Below are 18,446 nucleotides of genomic sequence, written 5' to 3' on the forward strand. Positions count from 1 at the left end.
CGTCTATAATATTTATATTCATTCTAGGGACAAATTAATTTCAAATAAAAAACCCCTCATATGAGGGGTTTTCGTGTTTAAGGTAATGTTTTACATATAAGCATTTAGTTAAATGATTAAATAACTCCCACAAGTGAGAGAATAGTTCCGACTGCGACTACGGCCAAAACGGCTTGCATCGCAACGATAAGCACTGATAGATAAGAATCTACCCCAGTTTTAAATGATAAATGATTCATAACATACCTACTTTTAAGTTATAATCTTTCAAGTTAGTTTTGTTACAATGCCTAGCATGAAAAATGTTGTATATTCTTACATTTTTGTTGTGAAACCATTTCAAGCTGTGGTTTGTATTTTTGGAATAACGCGTTTCATCGGTAAAACTTAAAACTTCGCCGAATTTTTGAATTACCCCATTTTAATGAAAAGAGACAAAAAACACCCTTGCTTATTTAGGGTGTTTACATTTTAATCTATGTGATGATTTACTGCTAATCTATTATTCCAACAAGGTCTAAAATTAGTGCAACCGGTATAGCTATAAGAATTCCGATCAAGCAAAAAATCATTATCCGAAGAAACCCATTGAGCATTTTAGTGCCCGGAGAAAGTTCATGTTCCATAATCATAGTGTGTTGTTTCTTCTAAGATATGGAGTTATGTCATAAGACGCTGTAAAATAGATAGATAAATCGATTAACGTTTAAAAATAGACTATGAAATTATTTTAAAGCATTATTTTTTGATGGAATAGAAAGATTAAAGGAAACGAAGACTATTTTAGATTTATTCCTTTAAGTCCCGAATATGTGCCATTCTTGGTTTCAAAGTATCCTGCGGTCTACTTTTTTTGAATTTTTTCAATGGCTTTTTATTTTTATGGAGGATGCTGTCTTTTTCCTTGGGCAAACCTTCCGGTGGTCTTTGCCAATTTTTGTCGTTTGCATCAATAGGATTTCCTTCTTTGGATTTTACAAAAAAGTCCTTACAGGAAAGCCCGGTCACAAGGATTGAAATTACAATGAAGGCTTGGGGCCATTTCATATTGTAACGAGTTATAGTTATAATAATCTACGGATATGGTCCATAATTTGGACGCTTGCCCCTTTGTTATTTGTAATATAGTTAACATTTATAGCCCCCGTTGTTTCCCTTCGCGATTCATGATTTATGAGTCCGTCCAACGTTTTATCTAAACCTTCCTGATTGTCTATGGATAGAACACCACCAAGCTTTACAAGATTTTCCGCCTCCATAAAACCGGTATAGTTAGGTCCTATGATGACAGGAATTCCAAATACCGCGGGTTCCAAGGTATTGTGCAGACCTGTGGCAAAAGCTCCGCCCACATAGGCTACGTCCGCATAACTGTACACTTTTGTCAATAGTCCAATGGTGTCCAATATTAATACATCAAAATCCTGTATGATTTGGGAGGCTAAATCTGAGTACAGAACAGTTGGTTTTTTTAATACTTTCAATAATGACTTGCTGTGTGCCTCGTTAATATTATGGGGAGCAATAACGTATTTTAAGTCATTTTCCGTGTTGTTGATATACTGTACCAATAGCTTTTCATCTTCTGACCATGTACTACCGGCCACAAAACATATTTTTCCTTTGTTGAAATCATCCATAAAAGCTATGGAATTATCACGACTCAATATTTCAAAGACCCTATCCAGACGAGTGTCCCCAGCAATAGTGACATTGTCAAAACCTATGGAATGTAGTAAGGCTTTAGCATTTTCATTTTGTACATAAAAATGGGTGAAATACCTCAATGCCTTTCGCATGAAACTGCCATACCATTTAAAATAAGCTTGATTTCTTTTGAAAAGCGATGAAATCAAAAGTGTAGGAATGTTCTTTGCTCCCAATGCCTTCAGGTAATTGGGCCAAATCTCATACTTGATAAAAATGGCCAATACCGGATGTGCCAGCGTTAAAAACCGTTCAACTTTGTTTTTGCTGTCCATGGGCAGATAGGTGACCACATCTGCGGCAGGGGTATTTTTTTTGATTTCGAATCCGGAAGGGGAAAAGAAGGTAAGCAATATTTTATGGGAGGGGTACTCCGTTTTTAAGCGTTCCATAATGGGAAGACCTTGTTCGTACTCTCCCAAGGAAGCTGCATGAATCCAAATAACCTTATCGGTTTTCGCTATGTTTTTCTCAAGAGTTTTGAATGTATTGCTCCTCCCGGTAACGAACAGTTTAATTTTTGGGTTCACCAAGGCAATGAGTCTAAGGAATAGTGAAACCAATGAAATTAATAGCTGATAAAGAATGTACAAACCGGTAGATTTGCAGCTAAATTACATTTCTTTCTAGAAAACAATAGCGCATGGTTTCGTATTTTTGTGAAGCATAAGAAAATCGTGCGGCATGAGAAAAATACAAATGGTAGACCTTGGTGGTCAATATCAAGAAATAAAGGAACAGATAAATACTTCTATAACAGAAATTCTTGAAACATCATCATTTATAAACGGTCCCGCGGTACATGCTTTTCAAAAGGATTTAGAGGACTATCTTGGGGTTAAGCACGTAATTCCTTGCGCCAATGGTACGGATGCGCTTCAAATAGCAATGATGGGCCTTGGTCTACAACCGGGAGATGAGGTGATTACCGCAGATTTTACCTTTGCGGCAACTGTTGAGGTCATTGCCTTATTAAGATTGACCCCTGTTTTGGTAGATGTTGATGCCGAAACGTTCAATATTGATATTGAAGCTGTAAAAAAAGCGATTACGCCAAAAACGAAAGCGATCGTACCTGTACATTTGTTTGGACAGTGTGCGGATATGGATGCCATTCTAACGCTTGCCGAAGAACACAATTTATATGTAATAGAGGATAATGCACAAGCTATTGGAGCTAAATATTTATCCAAAAACGGCAATAAATCGATGGCGGGTAGCATGGGTCATGTTGGTGCAACTTCCTTTTTCCCCTCTAAAAACTTAGGGGCTTATGGGGATGGAGGTGCAATATTTACCAATGACGATGATTTAGCGCATACGCTGAGAGGCATGGTCAACCACGGGATGTACGAGCGGTATCATCATGATGTAGTAGGTGTAAATTCTAGATTGGACTCCATACAGGCTGCGGTCTTAAGGGTAAAATTGCCAAAATTGGACCAATATTGTGATGCACGCAGAGCATCCGCCAGAAAATATTCCAGAGCTCTTGCCAATCAACCGAATATAATTGTACCAAAAACGGTCAATGGGTGTGAGGGGATTTGCGATACTTGTGACTGTCATGTTTTTCATCAATATACCTTACGGATCACCAATGGAAAACGGGACGGTTTGGTGAAACACTTGCAGGAGAAGGACATTCCATGCGGGGTGTATTATCCTATTCCATTGCATAAACAAAAGGCATACTTGGATGAAAGATATAAGGAAGAGGATTTTTCAGTGACGAATCAATTAGTGAAAGAGGTGGTTTCCCTGCCCATGCATACGGAGCTGGATGATGAGCAGATAAGCTATATAACCGAAACGGTTATCGGTTTTGTAAACGGATAAACACTTTAAATACCTAGTTTTAGGCGATAAATTTGAATAAATGAAAGTATTGGTAACGGGAGGTCTCGGTTTTATAGGTTCGCACACCGTAGTGGAACTCCAGCATAAAGGTTTTGAAGTTGTTGTTATTGACGATTGTTCCAACGCCAAGGAAGATGTACTTGATGGAATAGAAAAGATAACGGGTAAAAGACCCCTTTTTGAGAAAATCGATTTAAAGGAGAAAGACAAGGTCGAAGACTTTTTTGACCGATATGAAGATGTGGAAGGTGTAATTCATTTTGCAGCTTCAAAAGCGGTAGGCGAAAGTGTTGAAAAGCCCTTGTTGTACTACGAGAACAATATTGGGACTTTAGTATATGTTTTAAAGGAGCTTTGCAAAAAGAATAGGGCCAGTTTTATTTTTAGTTCATCGTGTACGGTTTATGGCCAGGCAGATAAAATGCCCATTACCGAAGATGCTCCGGTAAAAGCGGCGGAATCTCCGTATGGCAATACAAAACAGATGGGGGAAGAGATTATACGGGATACTTGTAAAGTAGTACCTAGCTTAAATGCGATAGCTTTACGATATTTTAATCCGATGGGCGCCCATCCCAGTGCCGAGATAGGGGAACTTCCTATTGGAGTGCCACAGAATTTGGTACCGTTCATCACCCAGACCGGCATCGGTCTTAGAGACGAATTGTCCGTCTATGGGGATGATTATCCTACGCCGGACGGAACCTGCATACGGGATTATATCTACGTGGTAGATTTGGCCAGGGCCCATGTAGTGGCTCTTGAGCGCTTATTGAACGGTAAGAACAAAGAAAACTATGAAGTCTTTAATGTGGGTACTGGAAAAGGAAGTTCGGTATTGGAGGTCATACAAAGTTTTGAAAAAGTTTCGGGAAGAAAATTGAACTACAAAATCGTGGGGAGAAGACCGGGAGATATAACCACCGCCTATGCCGATACTACAAAGGCCAATGAGGAATTGGGCTGGAAATCAAAATATACTTTGGACGAAGCCATGAAATCCGCTTGGGTCTGGGAACAGAAAATTCGGGATTAATAAAATTTATATCTGAATAAGTAAGGGGAAATATGAGTATATTTCCCCTTATTATTTTTAATACTTTAAGAAATGAAAAGAATATCCTTCCTTGTTATTTTTCTAACGATTTTCGCTCTGAACGCTCAGGAAACGTATCTGCACTGCGGAAAAGTATTGGATGTGTCTTCGGGAAAAATACGTTCCGAAAAAACCATTGTGATATCGGGGAACAAAATAAAGTCGGTTTTAGATGGATATCAAACAGGTTCTGAAAACGATAAATCCATCGATTTAAAGAATAAAACAGTGCTTCCGGGTTTAATTGATTTGCATGTGCATATTGAAAGTGAGTCGAACTCACGAAGCTATATTGCAAAATACACCGACAATGAAGCGGATGTTGCTTTTCAATCTACGGTGTATGCCAAACGGACTTTGATGGCCGGTTTTACCACCGTTAGAGATCTTGGTGGAACAGGAGTAAACATTTCTTTGAGGAAAGCCATTGATGGCGGTAAGGTAGACGGTCCTAGAATTTTTACGGCGGGCAAAATTATTTCCTCTACGGGCGGTCATGGAGACCCGACAAATGGTGGCCGAGCCGATTTAATTGGGGATCCCGGCCCAAAGGAAGGTGTAGTGAATTCGCCCGAAGAAGCCAGAAAAGCGGTAAGACAACGTTATAAAAATGGTGCGGATGTCATCAAGATTACAGCTACGGGAGGTGTTTTGAGCGTGGCCAAAAACGGTAGCAATTCTCAATTCACAACACAGGAAATTGAAGCCGTAGTTTCTACGGCCAAAGACTATGGAATGCTCACTGCTGCCCATGCGCACGGTGATGAAGGAATGCAGAGAGCTGTAAAAGCGGGAATAAAAACCATTGAACATGGTACTTTCATGAGCGAGCAGACAATGGATTTGATGAAGCAATATAAATCTTATATGGTTCCGACCATCAGTGCCGGAAAATATGTGGCCGAAAAAGCGAAAATAAAAGGCTTCTATCCAGAGATAATAGTTCCAAAAGCACTTGAAGTAGGCCCTCAGCTTCAAGGAACTTTTCAAAAAGCCTATAAGAGAGGTGTTCCCATAGCCTTTGGTACGGATGCGGGTGTTTTTCCGCACGGCGAGAACGGAAAGGAGTTTGGTTATATGGTAGAGGCGGGTATGCCCGCTATAGAGGCTATACAATCGGCGACGCTGACCAATGCCGATTTGCTGAATGTTTCGGAGGAATTGGGACAGTTGAAAGAAGGTTTTTTGGCCGATATCATTGCGGTAGAGGATAACCCCTTGCAAAACATAAAGACCTTGGAAAAAGTTGTTTTTGTGATGAAGGATGGTTTGGTCTATAAAGAATAGACGTTGAACAGAGGTTATTTTGTCTTAATAATTCCTCGACGGCCCTGCCTCGGGGTTTCCGATATACCTCTCCTTTGGAGAGGTCGGAACTGCCGTTCCGGGTGAGGCAAAATATAAAATTTTGGTTTTTGGTTTTTTCAGCGAAAATGAAACTGGCGAAACCTGCCGGCCGCAGGCGGGTATCGCTACAGCTTGCCTCGGGGATAGTCAGTTTTAAGAAATTTTTTATTTTCAAATTTGAACTAAAATGACCCTTAGGCCGTACATAAGTTATGGCTCTGGATTTTACGGATAGTTTGGATGTATTGATGAAAGCGGAGCAAATGCAGCTTTCCAATAAATTGATACTGCAATTAAAGAAGGACTTTGCCCGTGCCAACGTTCAAATCGAAATTTCTATCAAAGATGGTTTTCAACTCATTCGCGATAGTGTTCGTGAGAAAGTCTATTTCTTGCTCATGGAACGTTTTGATAGTTATTTGAACCTGCTCTATGCTATAGATGTATCCGAGCATTTATTTAAAAATATACAAGTTACGGATGCCGTTGAGGTTTCGGAACAGGTTTCTTTTTTGATTTTAAAAAGGGAATTTCAAAAAGTTTGGTTCAAAGAGAAATATTCCTAAAAAAATACCCGTACAAAAGGCAGCCAAGCATCTAGATAAATACTTCGATTTTCATCATAGAGCACATCATATCGTATCCCTATCGTAAAGTTTTGATTGGTATAGCCAACACCCAAAAAAAGACCGGGTGCCCAAAAATCATTTTCAAAGGTAGTGGCACCTACTTGCTGGCTAAGGTTTACGCGTAACTGCTCATATTCAGCGGATAATTGAAGGAACGGCAAAGGATTGTACAAAGTCAGTGCACTTGCGCCATAAGCTACTCTTTTGTCATTGTCAAACTTCGCGTAATTAAAATTTAAAGCTGTTCCTGCGGCTAATTGGTCATTAAATTGGTAAATGGCACTTGGCGAAACGGAGGCATTGAATCCGCCGTTGTTCAGACCAAAGCCAAGCCCGCCGCCAAAACGTACATTGCTCCAAAAATCACTTCTGGGAATACCGTTTTGAGCCGAGACAAGATTGATTGAAAGCATCAAAAAGAGAAGAAAAAAGAGCTTTTTTAAGACCATTTTAAGAGAATTTGTTTGAAACGTTCATTTTTTGCAATAATACCTTTTGGCTTTCCGTTAGATGCCGTAAATGTCGTATTTTTGTTTGAGTTTATTCTAAAGATACAGAAAGTAATTCATGGATAAATATTCCTTTTTGAATGCCGTACATACTTCCTTCTTTTCCGAGATGTATGACAAATATTTAGTGAGTCCTGATAGTATTGAGCCCAGTTGGAGGGCTTTTTTTCAAGGTTTTGATTTTGGTGTAGAAAATGCTGAAGGTGAGTTAGCCCTGAACGACGAGCGCATTACCTCTATGGTAAATGGCGCTCAGGTTGAGTTGCCGGAATCACTTCAGAAAGAATTTCAGGTGATTCGTTTGATCGATGGTTACAGAAGCCGTGGTCATTTGTTCACGAAGACCAATCCCGTTCGCGAGCGTAGAAAGTATGTTCCTTCGTTGGAAATAGAAAACTTTGGACTGGAACAATCGGATATGGACACGGTTTTCAATGCCGGCGATATCATTGGTATTGGGCCAAGCAGCCTCAGAAACATTGTCAACCACTTGACAAGTATCTATTGCGATGCTATCGGCGTAGAATATATGTATATCCGAAAACCGGAGCGTGTAAAATGGATTCAGGACTGGATAAACGTCAATGACAACCATCCCAATTTTGATGCTGACCGCAAGAAGCATATCTTAAAAAAATTGAACCAAGCGGTATCTTTTGAGAGCTTCCTGCATACTAAATATGTAGGTCAAAAACGATTCTCTTTAGAAGGTAACGAATCCCTAATTCCCGGATTGGACGCTATCGTGGAACGGGCTGCGGAAATGGGGGTAAAGCAATTTGTGATGGGAATGGCCCATAGGGGCCGTTTGAACGTATTGACGAATATTTTTGGGAAGTCTGCCAAAGATATTTTCAGCGAGTTTGATGGAAAGGATTATGAGCAGGAAATATTTGATGGCGACGTAAAGTACCATTTGGGCTGGACATCGGACCGCATGTCCGATAATGGAAACAAAATAAAAATGAATATTGCGCCCAACCCTTCCCATTTGGAAACGGTAGGTGCCGTGGTGGAAGGTATTGCAAGAGCAAAACAAGATGCAAATTACGAGGATGACTTTTCCAAAGTATTGCCAATCGTAGTGCATGGCGATGCAGCCATTGCGGGCCAAGGATTGGTATATGAGGTAGTGCAAATGGCAAGTTTGGACGGTTACAGAACCGGAGGTACCATCCATATCGTGGTAAACAATCAAATAGGATTTACGACCAACTATTTGGATGCCAGGTCCTCTACGTATTGTACCGATGTAGGCAAAGTGACCCTGAGTCCTGTTTTACACGTAAATGCCGATGATGCCGAAGCGGTAGTACATGCTTCGCTTTTTGCATTGGAATATCGGATGCAGTTTGCCAGGGATGTGTTTATTGACTTGTTGGGATACCGAAAGTATGGTCATAATGAGGGCGATGAACCTCGTTTTACACAGCCTAAACTTTATAAAGCCATTGCAAAGCATATGAACCCGAGGGATATTTATGCAGACCGATTGATAAAAGAGGGAATCATTGACGAAGGTTATGTGAAAGAATTGGAAAATCAATATAAGGAAGCTTTAGAGGAAAAATTAGAGGATTCTCGAAAAGAGGACAAGACTATTATTACCCCTTTCATGGCAGACGAATGGAAAGGTTTTGAAAATGCTCGTGAGTGGGAAATGATGGATACTGTAGATACCACTTATAAAACATCCAAACTAACGGATATCGCCAAAGTAATTACGCAATTACCTAAGGACAAAAAGTTTCTTAGAAAGGTAGAGAAGTTGATTAAGGACCGTCATAACATGTTTTTTGAGAAAGACAGTTTGGATTGGGCAATGGGCGAATTATTGGCCTATGGTTCTTTGTTGGAAGAAGGCTTTGATGTGCGCATGTCCGGTCAGGACGTGGAAAGAGGCACATTTTCCCACCGTCATGCGGTAATGAAAGTAGAGGAGAGCGAGGAAGAAGTATTGTTGTTGAACCATATTGCGGAAAAACAAGGAAAATTCCAGATTTATAATTCGCTTTTATCAGAATATGGCGTGGTAGGGTTTGATTATGGATACGCTATGGCAAGCCCAAATACGCTGACCATTTGGGAAGCCCAATTTGGGGATTTTAGCAATGGTGCGCAAATAATGATCGATCAATATATTTCCGCGGCGGAAGATAAATGGAAACTCCAGAACGGATTGGTAATGTTTTTGCCCCATGGCTATGAAGGTCAGGGTGCCGAGCATTCATCAGCCAGAATGGAGCGTTACTTGCAATTGTGCGCACGCGACAACATGTACATTGCCGATGTGACGACACCTGCACAGATGTTTCATATTCTGAGAAGACAGTTGAAGGCAAACTTTAGAAAGCCATTGATTATTTTCACTCCAAAAAGTTTATTGAGACATCCTAAAGCGGTATCCAAAATTGCGGATTTAGCGGAAGGAAGCTTCAAAGAAGTAATAGACGATGCTGCGGCAAATGTGAAAAAGGTAAAAAGTTTGGTCTTCTGTACCGGTAAGTTCTACTATGATCTGTTATCCGTAAAGGAAGAGCTGAAACGTGATGATGTAGCATTAGTGCGAGTGGAACAATTATTTCCGTTGCCGCAAAAACAAATGCAAGAATTGATCGGTAAATATAAAAATGCCGATGATGTTGTTTGGGCACAGGAAGAACCCAGAAATATGGGGGCTTGGAGCCATATGATGATGCATTTTGAGGACGCCCATAAGTTTAGGGTGGCTTCCAGACGTTTTTATGCCGCACCTGCGGCAGGTAGTGCGGTCAGGTCCAAAATGAGACATCAACAGGTCATTGATTATGTTTTCGATAAAACAAAGGATAACATGAGCAAGCCCAGCAATGTGTAATAAAATATAATTAAGTAATACATCAAAATCATATAGAATGATTCTAGAAATGAAAGTTCCCTCGCCAGGGGAGTCCATTACAGAAGTAGAGATAGCGGAATGGTTGGTATCGGACGGAGATTATGTGGAAAAAGACCAGGCCATCGCCGAGGTAGATTCAGATAAGGCAACATTGGAGCTTCCTGCGGAAGCCAGTGGAACCATTACCTTAAAAGCGGAAGTTGGGGATGCTGTGGAAGTGGGTGCTGTAGTTTGTTTGATCGATACAAGTGCTGCGAAACCAGAAGGTGCTAGTAAAGCGATGGATGCTGTTGCTGGCGGAGACGAAGGTTCTGGAAGTGATGCTGAAAAAGATTTGGCTAAGCAGAAAGAAAAAACGCCGAATAAAGTCGATAGCGAGAAAGCCCCGCAGCCTAAGCAAGCAAAAGAAACATACGCTTCTGGAGTGGCATCTCCTGCGGCCAAAAAAATATTGGATGAAAAAGGTATAGTGGCTTCTTCCGTTTCAGGAACGGGCCGTGATGGTAGAATCACGAAAAATGACGCAGTGAAGGCCGTACCTTCTATGGGCACGCCAACGGGTGGTAATCGTGGAGAAACACGCTCCAAATTATCCATGCTCCGTAGAAAGGTTGCGGAACGCTTGGTTTCGGCTAAAAACGAGACGGCAATGCTTACTACGTTCAATGAGGTGGATATGTCGCCAATATTTGAGCTGCGGAAACAATACAAAGAAGATTTTAAATCCAAGCATGGTGTAAGTCTTGGTTTTATGTCCTTCTTTACTAAAGCGGTGGTAAGAGCCTTGGAAATGTACCCTGCAGTAAATTCCATGATAGATGGTAAGGAGATGATTTCCTATGATTTTTGCGATATCAGTATTGCTGTATCTGGTCCAAAAGGACTCATGGTACCGGTAATCAGAAATGCGGAAAACCTAACGTTTAGGGGTGTGGAAGCAGAAGTAAAACGCTTGGCGATAAGAGCGCGTGAAGGAGAAATTACGGTCGATGAAATGACAGGCGGAACATTTACCATTACCAATGGAGGTGTTTTTGGGTCTATGTTGTCCACCCCAATTATTAATCCACCTCAAAGTGCCATTTTGGGCATGCACAATATTGTCGAACGTCCAATAGCGAGAGACGGAGCCATTGCTATTGCACCTATCATGTACGTAGCACTGTCCTACGACCACAGGATTATAGATGGTAAAGAATCTGTTGGATTTCTGGTAGCGGTTAAAGAAGCATTGGAAAACCCAGAAGAGTTATTGATGCAAAACGATGTGAAAAAAGCATTGGAAATGTAATTGACGGAACTATAAATAAACAAAAAATGGGAGCAAAAGTTGCTCCCGTTTTTATTTTAGTATATCACCTTACTTTTTTAAATAAAGCAACTCTTTTTTATAATCGATTATGGCTTTTGCTTTTTTCAGTACATCGGCCCCGATAATACCATCTACAGGAAGTGCCTGATGGGAAGTTAATGCTTCGTTTACATGCACCAAGTCAAAAAGAACGATTTTCAACTTGTTTTTTTTCCATTTGCCTATGGCAATATTATTCTTTTTAGAGACCAGTGTTTCCATGTTGGTAGCACCTGCACCAGCAGCCTTGATTTTAGAGGTTTTGGATATTAAATGAAAGTGGTCAATCTTGTCAAAACCTATGCATGTATTACTGGCCCCTGTATCTACAATAAACCTTCCTGTGACACCATTGATTTTGGCCGTGATCTCAAAATGATTTGTGGCCGTAAGGTTAAGAGGGACTGCCAGATATTTTTTTCGTTTTAAAAATTTTTTAAGGGATGACATTTCAATTTTTTGTTAAAGATAAACCTATTTTTGCCATATGATTATTACAGATACCCATACGCATTTGTATAGTGAGGCATTTGATGAAGACAGGGGTGCGACCATTGAAAGAGCCATGGATTCAGGTGTGAGACGTTTTTTTGTTCCTGCGATTGATTCCACATATACAGATCGAATGTTACAACTAAAAAACAAATACCCAGAGCATATTTTTCTGATGATGGGGCTACACCCAACTCACGTAAAGGAGGATTTTAAGAGGGAACTTTTACACGTAGAAGAAATGTTGGAAAAGCACCAGTTTTATGCTATTGGGGAAATAGGGATAGATTTATATTGGGATAAAAGTTTTTTAAAACAACAACAAGAAGCTTTTCGATTTCAAATTAAGCTTGCAAAAAAGAATAAGTTGCCCATCGTAATACATTGTAGAGAGGCATTTGATGAGATTTTTGAAATTTTAGAGGCGGAAAAAGGGATTGGTTTACGAGGTATTTTTCATTGTTTTACTGGGAATTTAGAACAAGCGCAACGGGCAATCGGTTATAATATGAAGTTGGGAATTGGCGGTGTGGTTACTTTCAAAAATGGTAAAATTGATAAATTCCTTAATGAAATAGCGTTGGAAAATATCGTTTTGGAAACGGATGCCCCATATTTAGCTCCCGTTCCCTATCGCGGTCAGCGAAATGAAAGTGCCTATATTGTCAACGTTTTGGATAAATTAGCGGAAGTTTATGCTATGGAAAAAATAAAAATTGCCGAAGCAACCACTCGAAATGCAAAGGAAGTATTTGGAATTTAAGAAAAAGGAAAAAAATTTGAGCAGCACTAAAAGTAAAATATTATTGGTTTACACCGGAGGAACCATTGGCATGGTAAAGGATTATAATTCCGGTGCCTTGAAGGCTTTTAATTTTAAAAAACTCTTGAAAAATATTCCGGAGCTCAATCAGTTGGATTGTGATGTAAAATCAATTTCCTTTAAAGAACCCATTGATTCTTCTGATATAAATACCGCTCATTGGATTCATATTGCCGAAATTATTGAGAAGTACTATAGAGTTTATGACGGTTTTGTAATATTACATGGTAGCGATACCATGAGCTATACTGCTTCCGCGCTCAGTTTTTTGCTGGAAAATCTGAACAAGCCCGTTATTTTGACAGGTTCTCAGTTGCCCATCGGAGACTTGAGAACAGATGCTAAAGAGAATTTAATCACGGCTATACAGATAGCATCTTTAAAAGAAAGGGACCGATCGGTTGTTAGGGAAGTAGGGCTTTATTTTGAGTATAAACTGTATCGGGGCAACAGGACTACCAAAATAAATGCAGAGCATTTTCAGGCTTTCGCTTCCCGAAATTACCCTCATATGATGGAATCTGGGGTGCATCTTAATGTGCAAAAAGAGTATTTGCTAAAACCAAACAATCGTAAAAAATGCATCGTTCATAAACAATTGGATACCAATGTGGCAATTTTAAAACTTTTTCCGGGTATCACCGAGAATGTTTTGGAAAGCGTCCTAAATACAAAAGAACTTAAAGTCCTGGTTTTGGAAACATACGGTTCTGGCAATGCACCTACAGAGGCTTGGTTCCTTAATGCCTTAAAAAATGCAGTAAAAAAAGGCATGCATATTATTAATGTAACGCAGTGCTCTGGAGGTGGTGTTATCATGGGGCAATATGAAACCAGTGAGCAATTGAAAAAGCTACAAATAATTAATGGTAAGGACATTACAACGGAAGCAGCCATAACCAAAGCTATGTACATGTTAGGGACGGGTATATCCGATAAGTTGTTCAAAACGATTTTCGAGACATCGCTTAGAGGAGAAATGTCCTAAAATTAACCACTTTAATTTTCCTAACTAATATTTTTTTTGTTATTTGCCCACCCTTAAAAAAGTAGAACTAGAGAGGTGGCCGAGTGGTCGAAGGCGCACGCCTGGAAAGTGTGTATACCCCAAAAGGGTATCGAGGGTTCGAATCCCTTCCTCTCTGCAAAAGTTTTGATAGGTTAGTAGGAATGTTATTGGCTTATTTCAAAACTTTGAAGCCCAATAAATTTGAGCTATTTAAAACTTTTCATTACTATTGTGGATGCGTTGGGAGTTGTAAGGTTAATGCCCACCGCTCTAGACAGAAGTTTTACTTTTTTTATATTGATTTTTTTTTATCTTTAACCCTATTAACTAACTAATTTAAGTTTGAAAAAATGAAAAAATTATTCCCAAGCCTAGCAGTAGCTGGGGCATTTGTAGCAGGTACAAATATGGTAAGTGCAAAGGCGGCGGCAGTAACTATGCTATTGCAAGATGCGGCTCCAGAAGCTGAAAAAGGATTTACACAGGTCCTAAAGGAAATGTTCATAACAGGTGGTGCCGGTTTTATGGGTATCGTTCTTTTATGTTTAATTCTAGGTTTGGCAGTAGCTATAGAGCGTATTATATATTTGAATATGGCTAGTACTAATAGTACAAAATTGAAACAACAAGTAGAAGATGCGTTGGCTTCCGGTGGTGTTGAAGCTGCTAAGGAAGTTTGTAGAAATACAAAAGGGCCGGTTGCTTCTATCTATTATCAAGGTTTGGACAGAGCAGGTGAAAGTATAGAATCTGCCGAAAAAGCTGTGGTTTCCTATGGTGGAGTTCAAATGGGACAATTGGAGAAAAACGTTTCATGGCTTTCATTGTTTATCGCAATTGCACCGATGCTTGGTTTCATGGGAACTGTAATTGGTATGATTCAAGCCTTCCAAAAAATTGCAGCAGTAGGTAATTTAAGTGCTTCACTTATTGCAGGTGATATTCAAGTGGCGCTTTTGACAACGGTATTTGGTTTGATTACGGCCATTATTCTTCAAATTTTCTATAACTATATCATAGCGAAGATTGATAGTATTGTTAACGATATGGAAGATTCATCGATTGTTTTGATCGATATGTTGGTAGACCACAAAAAATAAGTTTCACTCCTTTAATAACAAAGAATTATGCAAAAAATTGTAAAAATAGCATTAGTTGTTCTAGGTCTATTAAGTGCCGTACTTTGGTATTTGTTGCCAAGCTCGGATATGCCGGTAGCAGAAGCCGCCGAGAGTGGAGCTATGAATGCGATGTTCATCATAACTTATTTGTTGCTGGGAATAGCGGTGGTAGTAAGTTTGGTATTTACGCTAAAGAACTTATTTTCCAATCCGCAAGGACTCAAGAAGACGTTATTTGTGGTTGGTGGATTTTTATTAGTGGTAGGTATATCCTATGTTCTCGCAAGTGGAACGGATGTAGATCCACAATTTATGGAAATGTCAGACGAGAGTACAATAAAGAAAATTGGTATGGGATTAAACGTATTTTTTATCCTTACCATTATAGCTGTGGCTTCTTTGATTATCCCAGGAATTAAAAATATGTTTAGTAAATAAAAATTTAAAAGACTATGGCTAGAAGAGCAGGAGCACCGGAAGTTAGTGCAGGTTCTATGGCAGACATAGCGTTCCTTTTGCTTATCTTTTTCTTGGTAACTACTACTATTGAAACAGATGCAGGATTGGATCGTATGTTACCGCCAATTGAACCGCCAGAGGATAATGTTGTCATAAAGCAGAAAAACATCTTTACCGTTACGATTAACAAAAACGGTCAGTTGCTTGTTGAGGATGAATTGACAGAGCTTAGTAAGCTTAGGGAAAAGGCAATGGCCTTTTTGGATAATGGTGGCGCACCCTCGGGAGATCCTTTATATTGTAATTATTGCAAAGGTGATAGGGATGCCAGTTCATCGGATAATCCGGACAAAGCCATTATTTCTCTTAAAAATGATCGTGAAACAAAGTATAGCACATACATAACGGTTCAAAATGAATTGGTAGGAGCTTACAACGAATTACGGAATAGAGAAGCCCAAAGACTTTATAAAAGAGATTTTACCGACATGGAGGCGGAATACTTAAACCCAGAAACTTCTGATGAACGAAAAGAGGTGCTGAAAGAAAGGGTCAAGAAGGTACAGGCCTTATTCCCAATGAAACTTTCAGAAGCTGAAACATCTGCCAATTAACAAATCATAAATAGAACAGATTATGTCAAAATTTGCAAAGAAAAAAGATGGAGATGTACCCGCGGTATCAACTGCGTCATTACCGGATATTGTATTTATGCTTTTGTTCTTCTTTATGACGGTTACAGTGATGAAGGATAGTTCTTTGAAAGTTGAAAATGTTTTACCGAACGCCAGCGAGATAAAGAAACTCGAAAAGAAAGATAGGGTAATCTATATATATGTAGGTAAACCTACTAAGGAATATGAAAAAGTCTTTGGTACAGAATCTAAAATCCAGTTAAACGATAAGTTTGCCAGCCCATCCGAGGTAGGTGACTATATCTTGGCCGAGAGAGCTAAAAAGGCCCAAGAATTACAAAATGTATTGACTACTGCCTTAAAGGTCGATAAGAATGCCAACATGGGTCTTATTTCTGATATAAAGCAAGAACTGAGAAAGGTAAATGCCTTAAAAGTGAACTACACTACATATGAAGGGGATGCATTTAAGAACCTTCAATAAGATATAATATTTTTCAAACTTATTAAAGAGCGCTCCAATATATTTGGAGCGTTTTTATTTGGTTAACTTTATAAACATGAAAGGATATCTTTTGTTCTTGATTCCAATGCTGTTTTCTTCTATCAATGCACAGCAGATTTCGGATAAAGAACGCTATTTTGAAGATCAGTTTTATATGGGTGTTACCTATAATTTCGTTAGGAACAAACCGGAAGGTTTTTCACAGCGAAGTCTATCTTACGGACTACAAGGCGGTTTTATAAAAGATGTGCCCCTCAACGCATCGAGAACTAGGGCCATAGGCATAGGCATTGGTCTTGCGCTCAATAGTTATTATTCCAACTTGGCGGTTAGGGAGTCCAATTCTGGTTTTACTTATGTTTTTGAGGAAGATATTGTCGATTTTAGGCGGTCTAAGGTAGAAGAACACTTAGTAGAGTTTCCATTGGAATTTAGATGGAGAAACTCTACGGCTGATGACCACCGTTTTTGGCGAATCTATACAGGCCTTAAAGCTGCTTATGTAATTAATGCGAGATCAAAACTTGTGACAGAAGATTTTAAGGATGGCTTTTTTAATACTGATGTCACTAATTTTCAATACGGTCTAACCTTTAATGCGGGCTATAACACCTTCAATATTCATATTTACTATGCCTTAAGCGATTTGTTCAATGAAGAAGTTTCCATAAACGGGGAAGCTTTAGGATTTAGACCTTTACGTGTAGGACTGATTTTTTATATTTTATAGTAGCGATAGACTTTTTTTAGTGTTAATATTATCACTTGTTGTTTTCTTAACATTGTTTTAAGTAATTGGCATGCTTCTTGGTGTTGATAGATGAAAGCGTTATTATCCTTTCTTATCTAGTATTGCCCCTTTCTCTTACTTAGTTTACTTATGTTGGCAATTAAAAATTGTACAATATTTAAAAATAGTAGTATGTCTAAAAGAGAAGAAGCACCAAAAGTAAATGCCGGTTCAATGGCAGATATTGCATTTCTATTACTCATTTTTTTCTTGTTACCACTAGTATCGAGGCAGATTCTGGTCTTGATCGAATGTTGCCGGGAGAAGATGATAATGCCGTTCCAATACCGAAAAGAAATATATTGCCCATTCTAATTAATAGTCATGATGAACTAATGGTTGATGGTGAACTGATTGAAATCTCAAATTTAAAAGGGCTCACTATTGCCTTTTTGGATAATGGTGGTGACCAATTAGAATGTGATTATTGTCAGGGCGAAGGAAATCCTGAATCTTCTGATAATCCCGATAAAGCAATTGTTTCGCTAATGAACAATAGGGAAACTAGCTACGGAATGTATGTAACCGTTCAGAATGAGCTTGTAGCTGCATACAACTTTTTGAGAAATCGTGAATCACAACGCCTTTACAAGACAGATTTTCACGCTATGCAAAAGCTTTATAAAAATCCAAGTACATCACAAGTAATTAAAAAAGAATTAAAAGATAGGATACGAACTATTCAAAAATTGTTCCCTATGAAATTATCGGAAGCTGAACGTAACTAAAATTGTATAATCATGTCAAAATTTAAATTAAAACAAAACACAAGCAGACCAGAAGTATCTACCGCTTCATTACCAGATATCGTTTTTATATTGTTGTTTTTCTTCATGACCGTTACGGTGATGAAGGATAATACTTTAAAAGTAGCTAACGAATTACCTAATGCCAGTGAGATAGAGCATCTGGACAAAAAAGATAGGATAGTTACGATTTACATCGGTAATCCAAAAAAACCTTTTAATAAATTATTAGGGTCTGAAGCTAAAATTCAGATTGATAATAACTTCGTCGATTTTGAGAATTTTGAGTCGGTGATACTGGAGAAGATTAACGAGAAACCAGAGCATCTTCAGGCTTTTGTGACAATTTCCCTAAAGATAGATAAAAAGGCATCAATGGGATTGGTGATGGATGTAAAACAAAAACTAAGGGCGATTAATGCTTTAAAAATCAATTATACAACTAACGAAGGGGACGCTTTCCTCAATATGGAATAGCCATATATTTTA

The 18,446-nt window shown here is 39.0% G+C and carries 19 protein-coding genes and 1 tRNA gene; 16 read left to right on the forward strand and 4 right to left on the reverse strand.

Annotation, left to right across the window (positions count from 1 at the left end; genetic code table 11):
* Positions 1 to 789: 789 nt before the first annotated feature.
* Positions 790 to 1,047: a hypothetical protein gene (locus ACKWBX_RS03530; protein WP_413967264.1), complete on the reverse strand. Its 258-nt coding sequence runs from the start codon at positions 1,045 to 1,047 to the stop codon at positions 790 to 792.
* A gap of 17 nt (positions 1,048 to 1,064) precedes the next feature.
* A complete protein-coding gene (locus ACKWBX_RS03535) occupies positions 1,065 to 2,300 on the reverse strand; it encodes a 3-deoxy-D-manno-octulosonic acid transferase (RefSeq protein ID WP_413967265.1) in 1,236 nt (411 codons plus the stop codon).
* A gap of 91 nt (positions 2,301 to 2,391) precedes the next feature.
* On the opposite strand from ACKWBX_RS03535, the gene ACKWBX_RS03540 reads away from it, so the two are divergent.
* From ACKWBX_RS03540 to ACKWBX_RS03555, 4 genes are all read left to right on the forward strand, one after another.
* Positions 2,392 to 3,546: a DegT/DnrJ/EryC1/StrS family aminotransferase gene (locus ACKWBX_RS03540; RefSeq protein ID WP_413967266.1), complete on the forward strand. Its 1,155-nt coding sequence runs from the start codon at positions 2,392 to 2,394 to the stop codon at positions 3,544 to 3,546.
* A gap of 40 nt (positions 3,547 to 3,586) precedes the next feature.
* On the forward strand, positions 3,587 to 4,603 hold the full coding sequence (gene galE / locus ACKWBX_RS03545) for a UDP-glucose 4-epimerase GalE (protein ID WP_413967267.1): 1,017 nt from the start codon (positions 3,587 to 3,589) through the stop codon (positions 4,601 to 4,603).
* A 72-nt stretch (positions 4,604 to 4,675) separates the two neighbouring features.
* The gene (locus ACKWBX_RS03550; protein WP_413967268.1) at positions 4,676 to 5,950 is read left to right on the forward strand and encodes a metal-dependent hydrolase family protein; all 1,275 of its coding nucleotides are present in this window, start codon (positions 4,676 to 4,678) and stop codon (positions 5,948 to 5,950) included.
* A 272-nt stretch (positions 5,951 to 6,222) separates the two neighbouring features.
* On the forward strand, positions 6,223 to 6,576 hold the full coding sequence (locus tag ACKWBX_RS03555; RefSeq protein ID WP_413967269.1) for a hypothetical protein: 354 nt from the start codon (positions 6,223 to 6,225) through the stop codon (positions 6,574 to 6,576).
* Here ACKWBX_RS03555 and ACKWBX_RS03560 read toward each other — a convergent pair.
* Positions 6,573 to 7,088, reverse strand: a complete 516-nt coding sequence (locus ACKWBX_RS03560; RefSeq protein WP_413967270.1) for an alpha-ketoglutarate decarboxylase — start codon at positions 7,086 to 7,088, stop codon at positions 6,573 to 6,575. The genes ACKWBX_RS03555 and ACKWBX_RS03560 overlap by 4 nt on opposite strands.
* A gap of 118 nt (positions 7,089 to 7,206) precedes the next feature.
* On the opposite strand from ACKWBX_RS03560, the gene ACKWBX_RS03565 reads away from it, so the two are divergent.
* Both ACKWBX_RS03565 and odhB read left to right on the forward strand, forming a co-directional pair.
* Positions 7,207 to 10,005 carry a 2-oxoglutarate dehydrogenase E1 component gene (locus ACKWBX_RS03565; protein WP_413967271.1) on the forward strand — a complete coding sequence of 933 codons (2,799 nt, stop codon included), beginning with the start codon at positions 7,207 to 7,209 and terminating at the stop codon, positions 10,003 to 10,005.
* Between the two features lie 37 nt (positions 10,006 to 10,042).
* Positions 10,043 to 11,317, forward strand: a complete 1,275-nt coding sequence (gene odhB / locus ACKWBX_RS03570) for a 2-oxoglutarate dehydrogenase complex dihydrolipoyllysine-residue succinyltransferase (RefSeq protein ID WP_413967272.1) — start codon at positions 10,043 to 10,045, stop codon at positions 11,315 to 11,317.
* Positions 11,318 to 11,386: 69 nt separating this feature from the next.
* Here the strand turns inward: odhB and ACKWBX_RS03575 are convergent, their stop codons facing one another.
* On the reverse strand, positions 11,387 to 11,827 hold the full coding sequence (locus ACKWBX_RS03575; RefSeq protein ID WP_413967273.1) for a retropepsin-like aspartic protease: 441 nt from the start codon (positions 11,825 to 11,827) through the stop codon (positions 11,387 to 11,389).
* A 37-nt stretch (positions 11,828 to 11,864) separates the two neighbouring features.
* On the opposite strand from ACKWBX_RS03575, the gene ACKWBX_RS03580 reads away from it, so the two are divergent.
* The 10 genes from ACKWBX_RS03580 to ACKWBX_RS03625 all read left to right on the forward strand — a co-directional run bounded on the left by ACKWBX_RS03580 (position 11,865) and on the right by ACKWBX_RS03625 (position 18,434).
* Entirely contained in the window at positions 11,865 to 12,632 is a 768-nt protein-coding gene (locus tag ACKWBX_RS03580; RefSeq protein WP_413967274.1) for a TatD family hydrolase, read from the forward strand.
* Positions 12,607 to 13,680, forward strand: a complete 1,074-nt coding sequence (locus tag ACKWBX_RS03585; RefSeq protein ID WP_413967275.1) for an asparaginase — start codon at positions 12,607 to 12,609, stop codon at positions 13,678 to 13,680. Before ACKWBX_RS03580 ends, ACKWBX_RS03585 begins: the two co-directional genes overlap by 26 nt.
* Positions 13,681 to 13,749: 69 nt before the next feature.
* A tRNA-Ser gene (locus tag ACKWBX_RS03590) sits at positions 13,750 to 13,837 on the forward strand.
* Positions 13,838 to 14,051: 214 nt separating this feature from the next.
* Positions 14,052 to 14,801 (forward strand): MotA/TolQ/ExbB proton channel family protein, encoded by a 750-nt coding sequence (locus tag ACKWBX_RS03595; RefSeq protein WP_413967276.1) that lies wholly within the window; start codon positions 14,052 to 14,054, stop codon positions 14,799 to 14,801.
* A 27-nt stretch (positions 14,802 to 14,828) separates the two neighbouring features.
* Positions 14,829 to 15,260, forward strand: coding sequence for a hypothetical protein (locus ACKWBX_RS03600; RefSeq protein WP_413967277.1), 432 nt, complete (start codon positions 14,829 to 14,831; stop codon positions 15,258 to 15,260).
* Between the two features lie 14 nt (positions 15,261 to 15,274).
* Complete coding sequence (locus ACKWBX_RS03605) at positions 15,275 to 15,895, forward strand: ExbD/TolR family protein (protein WP_413967278.1); 621 nt, start codon at positions 15,275 to 15,277, stop codon at positions 15,893 to 15,895.
* Between the two features lie 22 nt (positions 15,896 to 15,917).
* Positions 15,918 to 16,400 carry an ExbD/TolR family protein gene (locus ACKWBX_RS03610; protein WP_413967279.1) on the forward strand — a complete coding sequence of 161 codons (483 nt, stop codon included), beginning with the start codon at positions 15,918 to 15,920 and terminating at the stop codon, positions 16,398 to 16,400.
* A 76-nt stretch (positions 16,401 to 16,476) separates the two neighbouring features.
* A complete protein-coding gene (locus ACKWBX_RS03615) occupies positions 16,477 to 17,151 on the forward strand; it encodes a porin family protein (RefSeq protein ID WP_413967280.1) in 675 nt (224 codons plus the stop codon).
* Positions 17,152 to 17,462: 311 nt separating this feature from the next.
* The gene (locus ACKWBX_RS03620; RefSeq protein ID WP_413967281.1) at positions 17,463 to 17,939 is read left to right on the forward strand and encodes a biopolymer transporter ExbD; all 477 of its coding nucleotides are present in this window, start codon (positions 17,463 to 17,465) and stop codon (positions 17,937 to 17,939) included.
* A gap of 12 nt (positions 17,940 to 17,951) precedes the next feature.
* Positions 17,952 to 18,434 (forward strand): ExbD/TolR family protein, encoded by a 483-nt coding sequence (locus ACKWBX_RS03625; RefSeq protein WP_413967282.1) that lies wholly within the window; start codon positions 17,952 to 17,954, stop codon positions 18,432 to 18,434.
* Positions 18,435 to 18,446: the final 12 nt, after the last annotated feature.

The organism is Maribacter algae (assembly GCF_047345745.1).
Taxonomy (GTDB): domain Bacteria; phylum Bacteroidota; class Bacteroidia; order Flavobacteriales; family Flavobacteriaceae; genus Maribacter.

Coding starts and splice junctions, on each gene's coding strand:
- ACKWBX_RS03530 (WP_413967264.1), bottom strand. CDS start 1,047: ATGAAATGGCCCCAAGCCTTCATTGTAATTTCAATCCTTGTGACCGGG.
- ACKWBX_RS03540 (WP_413967266.1), top strand. CDS start 2,392: ATGAGAAAAATACAAATGGTAGACCTTGGTGGTCAATATCAAGAAATA.
- galE (WP_413967267.1), top strand. CDS start 3,587: ATGAAAGTATTGGTAACGGGAGGTCTCGGTTTTATAGGTTCGCACACC.
- ACKWBX_RS03550 (WP_413967268.1), top strand. CDS start 4,676: ATGAAAAGAATATCCTTCCTTGTTATTTTTCTAACGATTTTCGCTCTG.
- ACKWBX_RS03555 (WP_413967269.1), top strand. CDS start 6,223: ATGGCTCTGGATTTTACGGATAGTTTGGATGTATTGATGAAAGCGGAG.
- ACKWBX_RS03560 (WP_413967270.1), bottom strand. CDS start 7,088: ATGGTCTTAAAAAAGCTCTTTTTTCTTCTCTTTTTGATGCTTTCAATC.
- ACKWBX_RS03565 (WP_413967271.1), top strand. CDS start 7,207: ATGGATAAATATTCCTTTTTGAATGCCGTACATACTTCCTTCTTTTCC.
- odhB (WP_413967272.1), top strand. CDS start 10,043: ATGATTCTAGAAATGAAAGTTCCCTCGCCAGGGGAGTCCATTACAGAA.
- ACKWBX_RS03575 (WP_413967273.1), bottom strand. CDS start 11,827: ATGTCATCCCTTAAAAAATTTTTAAAACGAAAAAAATATCTGGCAGTC.
- ACKWBX_RS03580 (WP_413967274.1), top strand. CDS start 11,865: ATGATTATTACAGATACCCATACGCATTTGTATAGTGAGGCATTTGAT.
- ACKWBX_RS03585 (WP_413967275.1), top strand. CDS start 12,607: ATGCAAAGGAAGTATTTGGAATTTAAGAAAAAGGAAAAAAATTTGAGC.
- ACKWBX_RS03595 (WP_413967276.1), top strand. CDS start 14,052: ATGAAAAAATTATTCCCAAGCCTAGCAGTAGCTGGGGCATTTGTAGCA.
- ACKWBX_RS03600 (WP_413967277.1), top strand. CDS start 14,829: ATGCAAAAAATTGTAAAAATAGCATTAGTTGTTCTAGGTCTATTAAGT.
- ACKWBX_RS03605 (WP_413967278.1), top strand. CDS start 15,275: ATGGCTAGAAGAGCAGGAGCACCGGAAGTTAGTGCAGGTTCTATGGCA.
- ACKWBX_RS03610 (WP_413967279.1), top strand. CDS start 15,918: ATGTCAAAATTTGCAAAGAAAAAAGATGGAGATGTACCCGCGGTATCA.
- ACKWBX_RS03615 (WP_413967280.1), top strand. CDS start 16,477: ATGAAAGGATATCTTTTGTTCTTGATTCCAATGCTGTTTTCTTCTATC.
- ACKWBX_RS03620 (WP_413967281.1), top strand. CDS start 17,463: ATGTTGCCGGGAGAAGATGATAATGCCGTTCCAATACCGAAAAGAAAT.
- ACKWBX_RS03625 (WP_413967282.1), top strand. CDS start 17,952: ATGTCAAAATTTAAATTAAAACAAAACACAAGCAGACCAGAAGTATCT.